Below are 14,864 nucleotides of genomic sequence, written 5' to 3' on the forward strand. Positions count from 1 at the left end.
TTCTTCTTTCTCACCCTTCACCGACACTTCCTTCAATGAAAATCATCGTCCCAATGGCTGGCATGGGCAAGCGCATGCGCCCCCACACCCTCACCGTTCCCAAGCCCCTGGTGCCCATCGCCGGCAAACCCATCGTGCAGCGCCTCGTGGAGGACATCGCCAAGGTGTGCGGCGAGCCCGTCGACGAGGTGGCCTTCATCATCGGGCGCTTTGGCGCGGCCGTGGAAAAGCAGCTGGCCGGCATCGCCGAATCGATTGGGGCGAAGGCCACCATCGTGTACCAGGACGAGGCGCTGGGCACGGCCCACGCCATCCTGTGCGCCAAAGAGTCGCTGACGGGGCCCCTGGTGGTGGCCTTTGCCGATACGCTGTTCAAGGCCGATTTCACGCTCGATTCGAGCGTAGCCGGCACCATTTGGGTGCAGCAGGTGGAAGACCCGCGTCCCTTCGGCGTGGTGAAGCTCAATGAGCAGGGCCAGATCACCGACTTCGTGGAGAAGCCCGTGGAGTTTGTGTCCGACCTGGCCATCATCGGCATCTACTACTTCCAGGACGGCGCGTACCTGCGCGAGGAGCTGCAATACCTGCTCGACAACGACATCAAGGACAAAGGCGAGTTCCAGCTCACCAACGCCCTGGAGAACATGAAGAACAAAGGCACCGTGTTCGTGCCCGGCCGCGTAACCGAGTGGCTCGACTGCGGCAACAAAGACGCCACAGTGTTCACCAACCAGCGCTACCTCGAATACCTCAAGGAGCGCGGCGAGTCGCTGGTGTCATCGTCGGCCATCATCACCAACTCGGTGCTGATCGAGCCGGTGTACGTGGGCGATAACGCCGTCATTACCAACTCGGTAGTGGGGCCCCACGTGAGCCTGGGTGCCAACGCCAACGTGCGCGACTCGCGCCTGAGCAACTCCATCGTGCAAACCTCGGCCTCGCTACTCAACACGGTCATCACCAACTCGATGGTGGGCAACCACGCCATCGTGACCGGTACCCCCGACGACCTCAGCCTGGGCGACTTTAATAACCTGCGGGTGTGATGCGGCCGCCCGCGGGCGGAAATTTTTAGGGCGGATTTGCGTTAAAGCGGCGCGGCCTCCAGTGGGGGCCGCGCCGCCGGCGTTTATTCGCCGTAATTTTGGAACCGGCCGCGGGGCCGAATAGCTTCTTTCGTCATGCGCGCTGCCCTGGTTGTTTTTCTTTCGCTGCTGCCGGCCTGGGCCGCCCGCGCCCAGGCCCCGGCCGACCGCCCGGCGCTGAGCCGGGCCGAGCGCCGCGCCATTGCCAAGCAGCAGCGCGAAGCCGACAAGGCCCAGGCCGCGGCCAAAAAGAACGCGCCCGCCGCGCCCGTGCTCTCGGAGCGTGACCGCGAAGTGAGCGAGTCGCTGTTTGTGGACGGCGTGAAGTACGTGCTGCTGGAAGACTACCCCAAGGCCCTCGACCGCCTGGGCAAGGCCTACTCCTTCAACCCCACCAACGCGGCCCTGAACTACAAGCTGGCTGAGGCCAGCCTGCTGAGCGGCAACCTGCGCGACGCCACCAACTACGGGGCCGCCGCCGTGCGCCTCGATCCTAAAAACGCCTACTACTACCTGCTGCTGGCCCAGGCCCAGGCCAGCCAGAAGCAATACGACGCCGCCACCCGCACCTACGCCGCCCTGGTGAAGGAAGTGCCTAACTCGGGCGGCTACCTCTTCAACCTGAGCGACTTGTACCTAGCGCAGGGCAAGCTGCCCGAGGCCCTGAGCACCCTGGCGCAGGCCGAGCAGCAGTTTGGGCCCAGCGACGAGGTATCGTTCAAAAAGCAGCAGATTTTCCTCAAACAAAACAAGCTGGACCTGGCCCTGGCCGAGGGCAACAAGCTGGTGGCGGCTAACCCCGACGAGCCCCGCTACCTGCTGGCCCAGGCCCAGCTGTACGCCGCCAACGACCACCTGCCCGACGCCATCCGCCTGGCCCAGCAGGCCTTGAAGCTCGACGCCAGCAGCGCCGGGGCCCACCTGCTGCTGGCCGACGCCTACCGCCAGCAGAAGCAGGCCGACGCCTCCGAAAAAGAGCTACGCCTGGCCTTCGACTCGCCGGGGCTCGACATCGACAACGCGGTGCGCATCCTGGCCGCCTACCTCAAGCAGCTGCCCAACCCGGCCCTCAACCAGCTGGCCCTGGACCTGGCCGCCGCCACCGTGCGCACCCACCCCAAGGAAGCCAAGGCCTACGCCCTGAGCGGCGACGTGCAAACCCTGACCGGCCACAAGCGCGAGGCCCGCAACGCCTACCTCAAGGCCATTAAGTACGACAACACCCGCTACCAAGTGTGGCAGCAGGCGGTGCTGCTCGACGCCGAACTGGGCCAGACGGACTCGCTGCTCGTGCACTCGGAGCGGGCCCTGGAGCTGTTTCCCAACCAGGCTTCGATGTGGTTTTTCAACGGCACGGGCCTGCTTATGAAGCAGCAGCCGCAGCAGGCCGTGGCCTCGCTGGAGCACGGCCGCAAGCTGGCCACCGACACGCCAGAGCTGCTCGCGCAGTTCGACTCGCAGCTCGGCGACGCCTACCACGCGCTGAAAAACTACGAGAAATCGGACGCCGCCTACGACGCCTCCTTAGCCATTGACCCGAGCAACTGGGCGGTGCTCAACAACTACAGCTACTACTTGTCGCTGCGCGGCCAGAAGCTCGATAAGGCCAAGGAAATGGCCGGCCGCGTGGTGAAGGAGTTTCCGACCAGCGACACCTACCTCGACACCTACGCCTGGGTGCTGTACAAGCAAAAAGACTACGCCGGGGCCCGCACGGCCCTGGAAACGGCTCTCAAAACCACCAAGGACGCCTCCGTCATCGAGCACTACGGCGACGTACTGTACCAGCTCGGTGAAAAAGAGCCGGCCCTGGCCGCCTGGCAGCGCGCCCGCAAGGCCGGGGGCGGGGCCTCCGAATTTCTAGACCGCAAAATCCGCGACCGTAAACTGTATGAATAAATCCGTTCTGCTGCTGGCCCTCGGGCTGGGGGCCGGCGCGTGCCACCGCGCCGTGCCCACCACCAAGGGCAAGGCCCCCGGCGCGTCCACTTCGGCCACCGTGCGCCCCAGCAAGGAGGCGGCCGTGAAAGCCGTCGATTTCGACTCGCCCTACCTCACGGCCAAGGGCAAGGTGCAGGCTACCATCAAGGGCGACGAGAAGTCGGCCACCATCAACATCCGCATGCGGCGCGACAGCGCCATTTGGGTTTCGGCCGGTTTGCTGGGTTTTGAAGGCGTGCGCGCCCTACTCACGCCCGACTCGGTGCGCGTCATCAACCGCCTGGACAAGACCTACTTCGCCGGCGGCTACGACTACCTCACCAAGCTGCTGAACGTGCCGGTGAGCTTTGCCCAGGCGCAGGCCCTGCTGCTGGGCAACTACCAGCCGGCCCCCGCCGGTGCGGCCCTCACGCTGGGCACGGGCCCCGGCGGCGGCCAGCGCGTGGCCTATCCGCTCAACGGCGTGCTGGTGGAGCAAATCCTCCAGGCAGCGTCGGGCCGGGTGGAGAAGCTGACGCTGACCGAAACCGGCACCGACCGCAGCCTCGCCGCCGACTACGCTGATTTCCAGGCCGTGGACGGGGCAAAGGTGCCGTTTGCCCACAGCCTGCTGGTAGACGCCAAGCAGGGCCCCACGAGCACCAAGGCCAGCCTGAAGTACAGCAAGGTGAGCGCCGGCCGCGCCGAGCTGAGTTTTCCGTTCGACATTCCGAAGGGCTTCCAGCGGATGAGCGGTAAAAAATAGCGCAGGGTGAACGGCACACGATCAGCTCCCGGGGCCCCCAGGCAGTGGCGGCGGTACTGTCCGCTTCGGGCGGGTGTGGCCGGGCTGCTGGCGCTGTGCCTGTGCCTGGGCCCCGCCCCGGGGGCCCTGGCGCAGCACCAGCCCCGCCGCAAAAAAGCCGCGCCGGCGCGCACCGCCAAGAGCCGCCCGGCCCCGGTGCGGCGCAAAAAGACGCGCGCGGCCGCGGGGCCCCCGGCCAAGAGCAAGGCCCAGCTTGAGCGCGAGCGGCGCGCCAACCTGCAAGCCATTCAGGAGAAAAGCCGCATCCTGGACCAAACCCAGGCCAAGAAGAAGGCGACGCTGGGCCAACTCAACGTCATTAAGGAGCAGCTGGTGGTGAAGCAGGACGTGATCCAGAACATCTCGATCCAGCTGCACGGCATCGACACCAACGTGCACCAAACAGCCCAGCAGGTGCTGCAAACCCAGCACAGCCTGGCCGAGCTGAAGGACGAGTACGCCCGGCTGCTGTACACGGCCTCGAAAACGGCCAACGGCTTCAACCAGCTCATGTTTTTGTTTGCCGCCGACTCGTTCAACCAGTTTGTGCTGCGGCTGCGCTACGTGCGCCAGTACACCGAGGAGCGGCAGCAGCAGGCGGCGCGTATCCGGGGCACGCAGGTGCGGCTGCACGAGCAGCTCACGGGCCTCACGCAGCAGCAGCGCCGCAAGGGGGCCCTGCTGAACACCCAGCTGTCGGAGAATAAAAGCCTGCTCACCCTCAAAACCCAGCAGGACGAAGTGGTGCAGCAACTGGGCCAGCAGGAGCAGGGCCTGCGCGCCGAACTAGCCGAGCGCCAGCAGGCCGGCGAGCGCCTCGACCGCATGATTGCCGAGCGCGTGCGCGAAGAAATTGCCCGCGCCGCCCGGGCCGCCCGCCTCGCCGCCCGCCGCGAGGCCCTGGCCGCCGCCCGCGCCCGCAGCGGCTCGCGCACCGCCCGCGGTGGCGACGACGAGGGCCCCGAAACCGCCGCCGACCGTCGCGCCAGCCGCGTGGCCCTCACCCCGGAAACCGCCCTGGTGGCGTCCAACTTCGCGGGCAACAAGGGGCGGCTGCCCTGGCCGGTGGGGCGCGGCTTCATCAGCCAGCGCTTCGGGCGGCACCCGCACCCGGTGCTGCGCCATGTGGTGGTCGAAAACCGGGGCATCGACATCCAGACCGGGGCCGGCGAGCCGGTGCGGGCCTGCTTCGATGGCAAGGTGCTCACCATCACCAGCATTGCGGGCATGAACACCATCGTCATGATCCAGCACGGCGATTACTTTACGGTGTACGCCAAGATGCGCTCGGTGAGTGTGAGCGACGGCCAGCGGGTGCACGCCCGCGATGTCATTGGCACAGTGGCCGCGGGCAGTGATGGCACCTCCGAACTGCAGTTCCAGGTTTGGCACAACTCGGCCAACCTCAACCCCGAAAACTGGCTGGGCCGCCGCTAAGGCTGCATAATTCCAGGCTGGTCTTGCCCGTGCTGCTTTAGGGCCCCAGGGCTTCTAGGGTAGCATGGGCAAGGCAGCTTGGCAGTACCGCTAAAAGGTACCCCAAATTGCCACCCCGGGGCCCCATACGGGCAAAAAAAAGACACCGAGCAAGGCGCGGTGTCTTTCCAAAGCTATGAAAACAAACTTAGCCGCGGCCGCTGCCCGGTGCGGGGCAAAGCCTCGCGGGACAGCTAATGGCTGCTAGCCGATACAAAAGTGGGGCACCGTGGTGGGGCGCCCCAGGCCAACTCGTTCAATGGACCGATTTCCTCGGTAAAGCTGCGCTGGCAGTAGCCGGCGGCTACAACACGTGGAGGCGCGCCAGCAGCGCCGCCCGGTACGAGTTGCCGACGGGCACGGCCGTGGCGGGGCGGCTGGCGGGGGCCCCGGGCCCGGCGTCAATCAGCACGGTATCGCCCTCGAAGGACAGCAGGCGGTCAAGTCGGATGATGTACTTGCGGTGGATGCGGGCAAAATCGGCCGTGGGCAGGCGGGCTTCCATGTCCTTCATCGTGCCGTACACGGTGAAGCGCTCCCGCACGGTGTACAGGTTCACGTAGTCGCCCAGCGCCTCCAGGTGCGTCACGTCGGCGGGCAGCACGCGCAGCAGGCGGGTGTCCTGCTTCACATACAGCTCGGGGCGCTGCCCCGGCTCGGCTGCGCCGGCCACCCGAAACGCCGCCGCCAACTGCTGCTGCTGGTCGGCCAGGGCCTGCTGGGCCAAGCCCTGAGCCACGAAGTCCGTGGCGCGGCGGGCCAGGCAGGCCAGCGCCTCGCGCTGGTCGTCGGGCAGGGCCACTGGGCTGGGGGCCCCCACGCCCAGCACGCCCAGCACATCACCGGCAGGGCCCCGCAACGCTACAGCGGCGCAAAAGTGGGTATGTGACAAGCTGGTCGCCACCTCATTGAAACCCACCGCCGCGGGCACCGCCCGCAGCACCGCCCGGCAAAACTTGTCCAGCTCGGGCATGGCCGCCGCCCGCCCCTGCCGGGCCTGCACGGCCAGGGCCCCAGGCCCGGCCAGGGCCAGCAGCGCGTGCGGCGCGCCGCAGGCCACGGCCGCTAAGTGTACCAAATCGGCGAAGAGCTGGGGCGGAGCGGCGGCCAGCACGTCGGCGCCGCCCGCCACGGGTGGCTGGGCTAGTTCCTGATTTGGGGAAAGAGTCATATAAGAATAAGAAATAGGAACCAACTTGAAAAGCTGAGTATTAATAAAAAAACAAACTACGTTGCTAAATCAATCTTGTATTTGATAATCCGACCAAGGGGCTCCAGCACCCGGCCAACCTCCCATTCGGCCCCACCAAATTATTAGGGGCCGCGCCGCACAACCGCGGCCCATGCGATACCTTTGCCATCCAGCCGGGCCCGGGCTCCGTATAGCATCCTACTCAACCCTCTACCGGGCCAAGCGGCCCCCACCCTATGCTTGCTTCTTTGTTCTTGCTCGGTATCCCCAACGGCGGCGAGCTGCTGTTGATTGTCTTTGTGATTGTGTTGCTGTTCGGCGCCAAGCGCATCCCGGAATTGTTCAAAGGCTTAGGCTCGGGCGTGCGCGAGTTTAAAGACGCAACTAAGGAGACCCCGCCCGCCTACCGCGACCAGGCGCCGTATCCGCAAGATAACAACGGACAATACTACCCGCCCCAGGGCTACCCCCAGCAGCCCAACGGCTACCAGCCCCAGTACCCACAGCAGGGCTACCCCCAGCAAGGCTATCCGCAGCAGGGTTACCCGCAGCAAAACGGCTACACCCAGCAGCAGAACGGCTACCCGCAGCAGCCCAACGGCTACCAGTACCCGCAGCCCGGCGAGCCCGGCTACCAGCAGCCCACTCCTCCGGCCCGCAACCCCAACGACCCCGGCCAGCAACTGAGTTAGGGCCCCCAGCGCATTCACATATCCGTTATCCTCTTAATTAGAATCCATGCAACAGTCCCTTTTATTTTTGGGTGATATCGGCGGCTCTGAGCTGATCCTTATCATGGTGGTGATCCTCGTATTCTTCGGTGCCAACAAAATTCCGGAGCTGGCCCGCGGCCTGGGCAAAGGCATCCGTGAATTTAAAGACGCTAGCAGCGAAATCCGTAACGAGTTTGAGCGCGCTGGCCAGCAGCCCCAGCAGCCGTACAACAACCAGAACAGCGGCTATAACCCAAACCCCGGTTACAATCCCAACTTCCCGCCCCAGAACGCGGTCCCGCACGATCCCTACGCCGCTCAGCCCAGCCACGGCTACGAGCCGCACCCAGCCGCTGAGGCCCCTGCCGACCAGCCCTACGTAGCCCCCGTGCTGCCGCCCAACTTGGCCCCCGAAGGCACCCAGCCCCGGCAGCCCTACAGCCCGCCCAGCGTTTAAGTAGCCCGCGGGTTGTCCGGCGTTGACTGCCGGTTAGGGCCCTCCCCAGGGCTGGCAACCGGCCGCTAGCGGCCACCAACTAACAGTACCTCCTCAAATAATTGCGAGTAGTTTGAATCGTTTCAGTTCTCTTTCGGCAATTCAGCGCGAGCTGACGGCGGGCACCACGTCCTGCCGTCAGCTCGTTGACTATTACCTCGGTAACATCGAGCGGCAGCAACACCTCAACGCCTTTCTGGAAGTGTGGCCCGACGAGGCCCGTGCCCAGGCCGACGCCGTGGATGCCAAGCTTGCCGCCGGTACCGCCGGGCCCCTGGCCGGCATGGTCATCGGCCTGAAAGACGTGCTGGCCTACACCGGCCATTCGCTGCAAAGCAGCAGCCGGATGCTCGACGGCTTCAAGTCGCTCTTCACTGGCACGGCCGTGCAGCGCCTGCTCGACGCCGACGCCATCCTCATCGGCCGGCAGAACTGCGACGAATTCGCCATGGGCGGATCCAACGAAACATCTTATTTCGGCCCGTCCCGCAACGCCGCCGACCCCAACCGGGTGCCTGGCGGCTCGTCGGGCGGCTCGGCCGTGGCCGTGCAGGCCGATATGTGCTTGGCGTCTATCGGCTCCGATACTGGCGGCTCGGTGCGGCAGCCGGCGGCGTTTTGCGGCGTTATTGGATTGAAGCCTACGTACTCGCGCATTTCGCGTTACGGGCTGGTGGCCTTCGCCTCGTCGTTTGACCAGATTGGGCCCCTGACCCGCTCGGTGGAAGACGCCGCGCTGCTACTCGAAGTGATGGCGGGCCCCGACGGCATGGACAGCACCGCCAGCCAGCGCGAGGTGCCGGCCTACAGCCAGCTGCTGGCTCCGGCCGGCCACTACCGCATCGGCTACATCGCCGACGCCATCGACAACGAGGGCCTGAACCCCGAAATCAAAGCGGCCCTCGAAGGCCAGCTCGACCGCCTGCGCGGCCTGGGCCACGTGGTGGAGCCGGTCGATTTTCATTACCTCGACGTGATGATTCCGACTTACTACATCCTCACCACCGCCGAGGCCAGCTCCAACCTCAGCCGTTTCGACGGCGTGAAGTACGGCTACCGGGCCCCCGACGTAACGGATTTGGAGTCGCTCTACAAAAAGAGCCGGTCGCAGGGCTTCGGCGCGGAGGTGCAGCGGCGCATCATCCTCGGCACGTTTGTGCTCAGCGCCAACTACTACGACGCCTACTACACCAAGGCCCAACGCGTGCGCCGCCTCATCAAGGAGAAGACCGACGAGCTGCTGCGCCAGTACGACTTTCTGGTGCTGCCCACCACGCCCACCACGGCCTTCCGCATCGGCGAAAAGCAGGACCCGGTGAGCATGTACCTGGCCGATATTTTCACGGTGCAGGCCTCGCTGGCGGGCGTGCCGGCCATTTCGGTGCCGATGGGCAACGACACCGCTGGGCTGCCCATGGGCCTGCAGGTGATGGCCGGGGCCTTCCGAGAAGCCGACCTGCTGGCCTTTGCCACTGAGCTGGTGCCGGCCGAAGTGGAGGCGTAACCGCGGCGCTGAGTTTCCGTATTGTTGAAGCTTCCGGCCGGTAACTGAATGTGTTGCGCGGGCCGGTTGAAGTAATACTTTAGGACAAACGCTGGGATTTACAGGGTTTTTTTCTACCTTCGGCAATATGAAGCAAGGACGTACCCCGGCATTTCGGCCCGGCCGCTTGTGGCGGCGGCTAGCGCTGGCCCTGCCTTTGGTAGCCCCCGTGGCCGCCCGGGCCCAGCAGCTGCCCCCCCTCTCCACCGACACCACGAAGGTGCCCGTGCTGCTGCTGCCCGACTCGCTGGCCGTGGTCCCCGTCGTACCCGTCGATTCGGTGCGGCTGGCCTGGCTGCAAACCCCGCCCACCGTGCGCGACCTTGTGGGCGACCGGATGAGCTGCATCGAAACCGATGCCCCGCACCAGTTCAACAACGCGGTGATGGCCTACATCACCCTGTTCACGGTGCGCAAGCGCGATTACACGCAGCGGGTGCTGGAGCGCGAAAACCTCTACTTCCCACTGTTTGAAAAATACTTGGCGCAGTACCACCTGCCCTTGGAGCTGAAGTACCTGGCCGTGGTGGAGTCGTCGCTGATTCCCACGGCCAAATCGCAGGTGGGGGCCACCGGCCTCTGGCAGTTTATGGGCCCCACGGCCGGCGACCTGCGCCTGCGCCGCGACGAGTGGGTGGACGAGCGCATGGCCCCCGAAAAAGCCACCGAGGGCGCCTGCAAGCACCTGCGCTACCTCTACGGCGTATTCCACGACTGGGAATTGGTGCTGGCGGCCTACAACTGGGGCGCGGGCAACGTGCAGCGGGTGATGCGCCGCACTGGCAAGAAAACCTTCTGGGACCTGTACCCGCACCTGCCGGCCGAAACGCGCAACTACGTGCCCACCTTCACGGCTGTGATGTACAGTATGAAGTACGCTCAGGAGCACGGCCTGCACTCCGACAAGCTGGCCTACCAGCGCGCCGAGGCCTTGGACACGCTGGGCTTGCGCGGCCAGGCTTTCGACCTGCACCGCCTGAGCACGGCCTGCGGTTATTCCGACTCAACCTACCTCACCCGCTACAACCCCGAGCTGTTCCGGGCCGGGCTGCCGGCCGGCTACCGGCCCTATGTGGTGCGCTACCCGGCCACGGCCCGCGCCGCTTTCGGCGGGGCCGACCGGGCCACGCTGCTGGCGTATTGCCAGCCGCTGGCCGCGCTGCCTCAGCCGCTGGCTGCCCTGCCGCCGCGCCTCGACGGCGTGGAGCCCTGGGGCCCCAAAGTACCCCTGCTGGCCGCAACTGAAGCCGACGACCGCGCTACCGCGCCGCGCGTGCGCCGGGTGCGGCACGTGGTGCGCCGGGGCGAAACCGTGGCTGGCCTGGCCGAGCGGTTCGACGTGAGTCCCACCCAGTTTCGCCGCTGGAACGAGCTGACTAAGAAGCAGCTGCTGAAGCCAGGCCGCACCGTGGTGGTGCTGGTGCCGCAGCCCGCCGCCCGGCCGGCTGTGGTGGTGGCCGCCGTTGCCCCGTCGTCCCGTCCGGCCCCCGTCCGGCCCCTGCCTTTGGCCGCGGAAGTAACGGCCCGCCAGGCCCTGGCCGCGGCCAATGCGCTGGAAGTGGCCCGCGTGGCCGCCGTGGCTGCTCAGGAGGAGCAGCAAGCCCTGCGCCTGGCCAAGGTGCGCCAGCGGCAGGAGGCGGCCCAGCACGCCCAGGCCCGCATTGCCGCCATCCAGGCCGCCGCGCTGGCTAAAACCACGGCCGCGCTTGCCGGGCGCAGGTCCACTGAGCCGGTAGTGGTGGCCACCGTCCCAATTGAAACGGCCACCGAAACGCTTGTGGCCATTAACGAAGCGACCCTTGGGGGCCCGGCGGAGGCAGCGGAAGCGCCCGCGCACAAGCCGCGCCGGGCCCCGGCGGAGGCCGCTGCCCGCCCCCGCGACAATGCCGCCGAAGTGGAGCCAACGCCCACAGCTACTACTAGCTACGTGGTGCGCCGCGGCGACAACCTAACCAAGCTGGCTGAGGCGCGTGGCGTGAGCGTAGCCCAACTCGTAGCCTGGAATCACCTCGACGGTGAAACCGTGGAAACCGGCCAGCGCCTGCGCTTTGGTCCCCCCGCTGGGGCCCCGGCGAAGGCGGCGCCCGCGCGCCTCGCTGCGGTGCCCAAGACGCACCGGGTGCAGCCCGGCGACACGCTCTATAACATTTCGCGCCGCTTCAATGTGAGCGTGGCGGTGTTGCGCCGCCTCAACCACCTCACCTCCGACGACGTGAAGCTGGGCCAGAAGCTGCTGGTGCCGCAGGGCTAGCCGCGGCTTTACCCGGGTGGGGGCAAGGCCCGTGGGGGCCCTAGGCTGGTGGGAGTGTCGGGGTTGGACGGGGTTTCTGCGTAGTTTTGGCCCGGGGTCTGTTGGCCGCCATTCCATTGCCCGGCCGCGCCGACCGCGCGGCCGGTTTTTATTTGAAACCGCCCACCGATGCTGAAAATTAACAAGGAGGACGCCCTCAACTACCACTCGCAGAGCCCCGCGGGCAAAATAGAGGTGGTGCCCACCAAGCCCGTCAGCACCCAGCTCGACTTAGCGCTGGCCTACTCGCCGGGCGTGGCCGAGCCCTGCCTGGCCATTGCCGCCAACCCCGACGACGTGTACAAGTACACCGCCAAGGGCAACCTGGTGGCCGTCATCAGCAACGGTACGGCGGTGCTGGGCCTGGGCAACATTGGGCCCGCGGCCAGCAAGCCGGTGATGGAAGGCAAGGGCGTGCTGTTCAAGAAGTTCGCGGGCTTGGACTGCTTCGACATTGAGATTGACGCCACCGACCCCGACGAGTTCATCCGCATCGTGAAAGCGCTGGAGCCCACGTTCGGCGGCATTAACTTGGAGGACATTAAGGCCCCGGAGTGTTTTCAGATTGAGACGGCGCTGCGCGAGCAGATGAACATCCCGCTGATGCACGACGACCAGCACGGCACGGCCATCATTACGGCGGCGGCGCTGCTGAACGCGCTGGCGCTGGTGGGCAAAAAGATTGACGAAATTCAGCTCGTGGTGAGCGGAGCGGGGGCGGCGGCCGTGTCGTGCCTGCGCTTGTACCTGGCCCTGGGCCTGAAGAAGGAGAACGTGGTGGTGTTCGACAAGGACGGCCTCATCCACGAGGGGCGCACCAACCTGGCACCCATCCAGATGCAGTTCGCCACCACGCGCCGGCTCAACAACCTGGGCGAGGCCTTGGTGGGGGCCGACATGTTTTTGGGCCTGTCGGCGGCCAACGTGCTGCCGGCCGAGTACCTGCTCACGATGGCCGCTGACCCCATCGTGTTTGCCTTGGCCAACCCCAACCCGGAAATCGAATACGAGCTGGCGATGGGCACCCGGCCCGACCTCATCATGGCCACCGGCCGGAGCGACCACCCCAACCAGGTGAACAACGTGCTCGGCTTCCCCTACATTTTCCGGGGGGCGATGGACGTGCGGGCCACCGAAATCAACGAGGCCATGAAGCTGGCCGCCGTGCACGCCCTGGCCGAACTGAGCCGCGAGCCCGTGCCCGACATGGTGAACCGCGCCTACGGCGACAACACGCTGGCCTTCGGGCGCAGCTACCTCATTCCCAAGCCCCTGGACCCGCGACTTATCACCAGCATCAGCCCGGCGGTGGCCAAGGCGGCGATGGACAGCGGCGTGGCCCGGATGCCCATCACCGACTGGCACGCCTACGGCGACCAGCTGCAGGCCCGCCTCGGCGGCAACCAGAAGCTGATGAACCGCATCACGAGCGCCGCCAAGTCGGGGCCCAAGCGGGTGGTGTTTGCCGAAGGCGACAACTACAAGGTGCTGAAGGCCGCCCAGATTTTGCGCGACGAGGGCATTGCCACGCCCATCGTACTGGGGCCCCAGGAGAAGATCGAGGAAATTGCCCGCGCCAACAACATCGACCTGGAGGGCTGCGAAATCGTCAACATCCTCAAGGAGGAAGCGCGCCGCGCCGAGTTTGCCCAGCTGCTGTACCAGAAGCGCCAGCGCCGCGGCATGACGCTCTACGAAGGCCGCCGCCTGATGCGCGAGCGCAATTACTACGCCGCCATGATGGTGGAAACCGGCCTGGCCGACGCCTGCATCACCGGCCTCACCAAAGACTACGGCAAGAGCATCATCCCCGCCCTGCAAGTCATTGGTACTGAGGAAGGCGTGAAGCGCGTGTCGTCGATGTACATCATCCAGCACAAGCAGGGGCCCTATTTCTTCGCCGATACCACAGTGAACATCGACCCCACGGCCGAGCAGATGGTGGAGATTATCGGTCTCACGGCCCGCGCCGTGCGCTTCTTCGACAACGAGCCGCGCATCGCCGTCGTGTCCTACTCCAACTTCGGCTCGAACGCCGGGGCCCTGCCCGAAAAAACCCGCCGCGCCACCGAGCTGGCCAAGGCCCGCTACCCCGACCTGCTCCTCGACGGCGAGATGCAGGCCAACGTGGCCCTGAGCCCCGGCCTGCTGCAAGAGCACTACGGCTTCAGCCCACTGGCCGAAAAAGGCGCTAACACGCTGATTTTCCCCAATGTGGAGTCGGGCAACATTGCCTATAAAGTGCTCCAGGAAATTGGGGGAGCCGAACTGATCGGGCCGGTGCTGATGGGGATGCGCAAGCCGGTGCACATCCTCCAGCTGGGCGCTTCGGTGCGCGACATTGTGAACATGGCCTCCATTGCCGTGGTCGATGCGCAGTCGGGCGGCAAGGGCATGTAAAGGCCCGGCCCTTTTATTTGATTGCAGTGCGTGGGGCCCCTACACCCCATGCACTGCCGAAACCCCGGCGTCGCCCAACGCCGGGGTTTTGCTTTTCGGAGCCGCCACCCGTTGGGCTTGGCGGGACTTTCTGGCCGGTGCCGGCTGGGCAATTGGATTAAACCGGCGCGGGCAGTGGCGGCCGGGGCCCCGGCCGCCGGACTTTCGCATGAAAGTTTAGTAAATTTGGACAGTAAAAAACCCCTTTCGGGGCCCTCCTTTCCAAATTACGGTTTTTATGATTGCTTACCTCGACGGCAAGCTGGCCTACAAAGACGCCACGCAGGCCATCATGGACCTGGGCGGCGTGGGCTACGAAGTCCGGATTTCGCTGGCCACGTTTTCGAAGCTGCCGGCCGAAGGGGCCCCGGCCAAAATTTATACTTACCAGCACATCAAGGAAGACGGCCAGACGCTGTACGGCTTCCTCGACCCGGCCGAAAAGGCGCTGTTTATGCTCCTGATTTCGGTGTCGGGCATTGGGCCGGGCACGGGCATTGTGATGGTGAGCAGCATGAGCGTGGGCGAAATCCGCGAAGCCATTGTGCACGAAAACGTGCGCGCCATCCAGAGCATTAAGGGCGTGGGGCCCAAAACGGCCCAGCGCGTGATACTGGAGCTAAAGGACAAGCTGCGCAAAGACGAGCTGCTGGCCAAGGCCGGCGTGGACACCGTGCCGCTGGCCCGCCAGCACAATACCCAGCGCGCCGAAGCGTTGCAGGCCTTGGTAACCCTGGGCTTCGCCCGGGCCGCCGCCGAAAAGAACCTGGATCAAATTGCCCAAAAGCACGGCCCCGGCCTGACGGTGGAGGAAATGATTAAGTTTGCTTTGAAGTCGCACTAGGCCTGAGCGGGAAGCAGTTGGCGGGCCCCGCCCAGGCAACCCTTTCGGCCGGCGAAGTGCT

General features: G+C 65.7%; 10 protein-coding genes and 1 pseudogene. 10 read left to right on the plus strand and 1 reads right to left on the minus strand.

All coding sequences use genetic code 11. The features are described from left to right. Positions 1-35 precede the first annotated feature (35 nt). The 4 genes from EAH73_RS15385 (at position 36) to EAH73_RS15400 (ending at position 5,247) form a co-directional block, all read left to right on the plus strand. The gene (locus EAH73_RS15385) at positions 36-1,046 is read left to right on the plus strand and encodes a sugar phosphate nucleotidyltransferase (RefSeq protein WP_140468089.1); all 1,011 of its coding nucleotides are present in this window, start codon (positions 36-38) and stop codon (positions 1,044-1,046) included. A gap of 135 nt (positions 1,047-1,181) precedes the next feature. Next, positions 1,182-2,984, plus strand: a complete 1,803-nt coding sequence (locus tag EAH73_RS15390; RefSeq protein ID WP_140468091.1) for a tetratricopeptide repeat protein — start codon at positions 1,182-1,184, stop codon at positions 2,982-2,984. Further along, positions 2,977-3,771, plus strand: a complete 795-nt coding sequence (locus EAH73_RS15395; protein ID WP_140468093.1) for a DUF4292 domain-containing protein — start codon at positions 2,977-2,979, stop codon at positions 3,769-3,771. The genes EAH73_RS15390 and EAH73_RS15395 overlap by 8 nt, the downstream gene beginning before the upstream one ends. Positions 3,772-3,846: 75 nt before the next feature. Then, a complete protein-coding gene (locus tag EAH73_RS15400) occupies positions 3,847-5,247 on the plus strand; it encodes a murein hydrolase activator EnvC family protein (protein WP_240047282.1) in 1,401 nt (466 codons plus the stop codon). A gap of 343 nt (positions 5,248-5,590) precedes the next feature. Here the strand turns inward: EAH73_RS15400 and EAH73_RS15405 are convergent, their stop codons facing one another. After that, positions 5,591-6,457, minus strand: a complete 867-nt coding sequence (locus EAH73_RS15405) for a LytR/AlgR family response regulator transcription factor (RefSeq protein ID WP_140468095.1) — start codon at positions 6,455-6,457, stop codon at positions 5,591-5,593. Positions 6,458-6,714: 257 nt separating this feature from the next. On the opposite strand from EAH73_RS15405, the pseudogene EAH73_RS23715 reads away from it, so the two are divergent. From EAH73_RS23715 to ruvA, 6 genes and pseudogenes are all read left to right on the plus strand, one after another. Beyond that, positions 6,715-6,870, plus strand: a pseudogene (locus EAH73_RS23715) (twin-arginine translocase TatA/TatE family subunit); the annotation flags it as partial. 346 nt (positions 6,871-7,216) lie between these two features. After that, positions 7,217-7,648: a twin-arginine translocase TatA/TatE family subunit gene (locus tag EAH73_RS23985; protein WP_140468097.1), complete on the plus strand. Its 432-nt coding sequence runs from the start codon at positions 7,217-7,219 to the stop codon at positions 7,646-7,648. Positions 7,649-7,760: 112 nt separating this feature from the next. Beyond that, positions 7,761-9,191, plus strand: a complete 1,431-nt coding sequence (gene gatA / locus EAH73_RS15425) for an Asp-tRNA(Asn)/Glu-tRNA(Gln) amidotransferase subunit GatA (protein ID WP_140468099.1) — start codon at positions 7,761-7,763, stop codon at positions 9,189-9,191. A 127-nt stretch (positions 9,192-9,318) separates the two neighbouring features. Next, positions 9,319-11,481: a lytic transglycosylase domain-containing protein gene (locus EAH73_RS15430; RefSeq protein WP_140468101.1), complete on the plus strand. Its 2,163-nt coding sequence runs from the start codon at positions 9,319-9,321 to the stop codon at positions 11,479-11,481. Positions 11,482-11,649: 168 nt separating this feature from the next. Beyond that, positions 11,650-13,920, plus strand: a complete 2,271-nt coding sequence (locus tag EAH73_RS15435) for an NADP-dependent malic enzyme (RefSeq protein WP_193560205.1) — start codon at positions 11,650-11,652, stop codon at positions 13,918-13,920. Positions 13,921-14,197: 277 nt separating this feature from the next. Further along, positions 14,198-14,803 carry a Holliday junction branch migration protein RuvA gene (gene ruvA / locus EAH73_RS15440; RefSeq protein ID WP_068236864.1) on the plus strand — a complete coding sequence of 202 codons (606 nt, stop codon included), beginning with the start codon at positions 14,198-14,200 and terminating at the stop codon, positions 14,801-14,803. Positions 14,804-14,864: the final 61 nt, after the last annotated feature.

It is taken from the genome of Hymenobacter nivis, from assembly GCF_006439025.1.
Classification (GTDB): Bacteria; Bacteroidota; Bacteroidia; order Cytophagales; family Hymenobacteraceae; genus Hymenobacter; species Hymenobacter nivis_A.

What these genes read in the sequence shown, in the direction of transcription:
- EAH73_RS15385 (WP_140468089.1), top strand. Translation starts at nt 36, where the DNA reads ATGAAAATCATCGTCCCAATGGCTGGCATGGGCAAGCGCATGCGCCCC.
- EAH73_RS15405 (WP_140468095.1), bottom strand. Translation starts at nt 6,457, where the DNA reads ATGACTCTTTCCCCAAATCAGGAACTAGCCCAGCCACCCGTGGCGGGC.
- ruvA (WP_068236864.1), top strand. Translation starts at nt 14,198, where the DNA reads ATGATTGCTTACCTCGACGGCAAGCTGGCCTACAAAGACGCCACGCAG.
- EAH73_RS15395 (WP_140468093.1), top strand. Translation starts at nt 2,977, where the DNA reads ATGAATAAATCCGTTCTGCTGCTGGCCCTCGGGCTGGGGGCCGGCGCG.
- EAH73_RS15390 (WP_140468091.1), top strand. Translation starts at nt 1,182, where the DNA reads ATGCGCGCTGCCCTGGTTGTTTTTCTTTCGCTGCTGCCGGCCTGGGCC.
- EAH73_RS23985 (WP_140468097.1), top strand. Translation starts at nt 7,217, where the DNA reads ATGCAACAGTCCCTTTTATTTTTGGGTGATATCGGCGGCTCTGAGCTG.
- EAH73_RS15435 (WP_193560205.1), top strand. Translation starts at nt 11,650, where the DNA reads ATGCTGAAAATTAACAAGGAGGACGCCCTCAACTACCACTCGCAGAGC.
- EAH73_RS15430 (WP_140468101.1), top strand. Translation starts at nt 9,319, where the DNA reads ATGAAGCAAGGACGTACCCCGGCATTTCGGCCCGGCCGCTTGTGGCGG.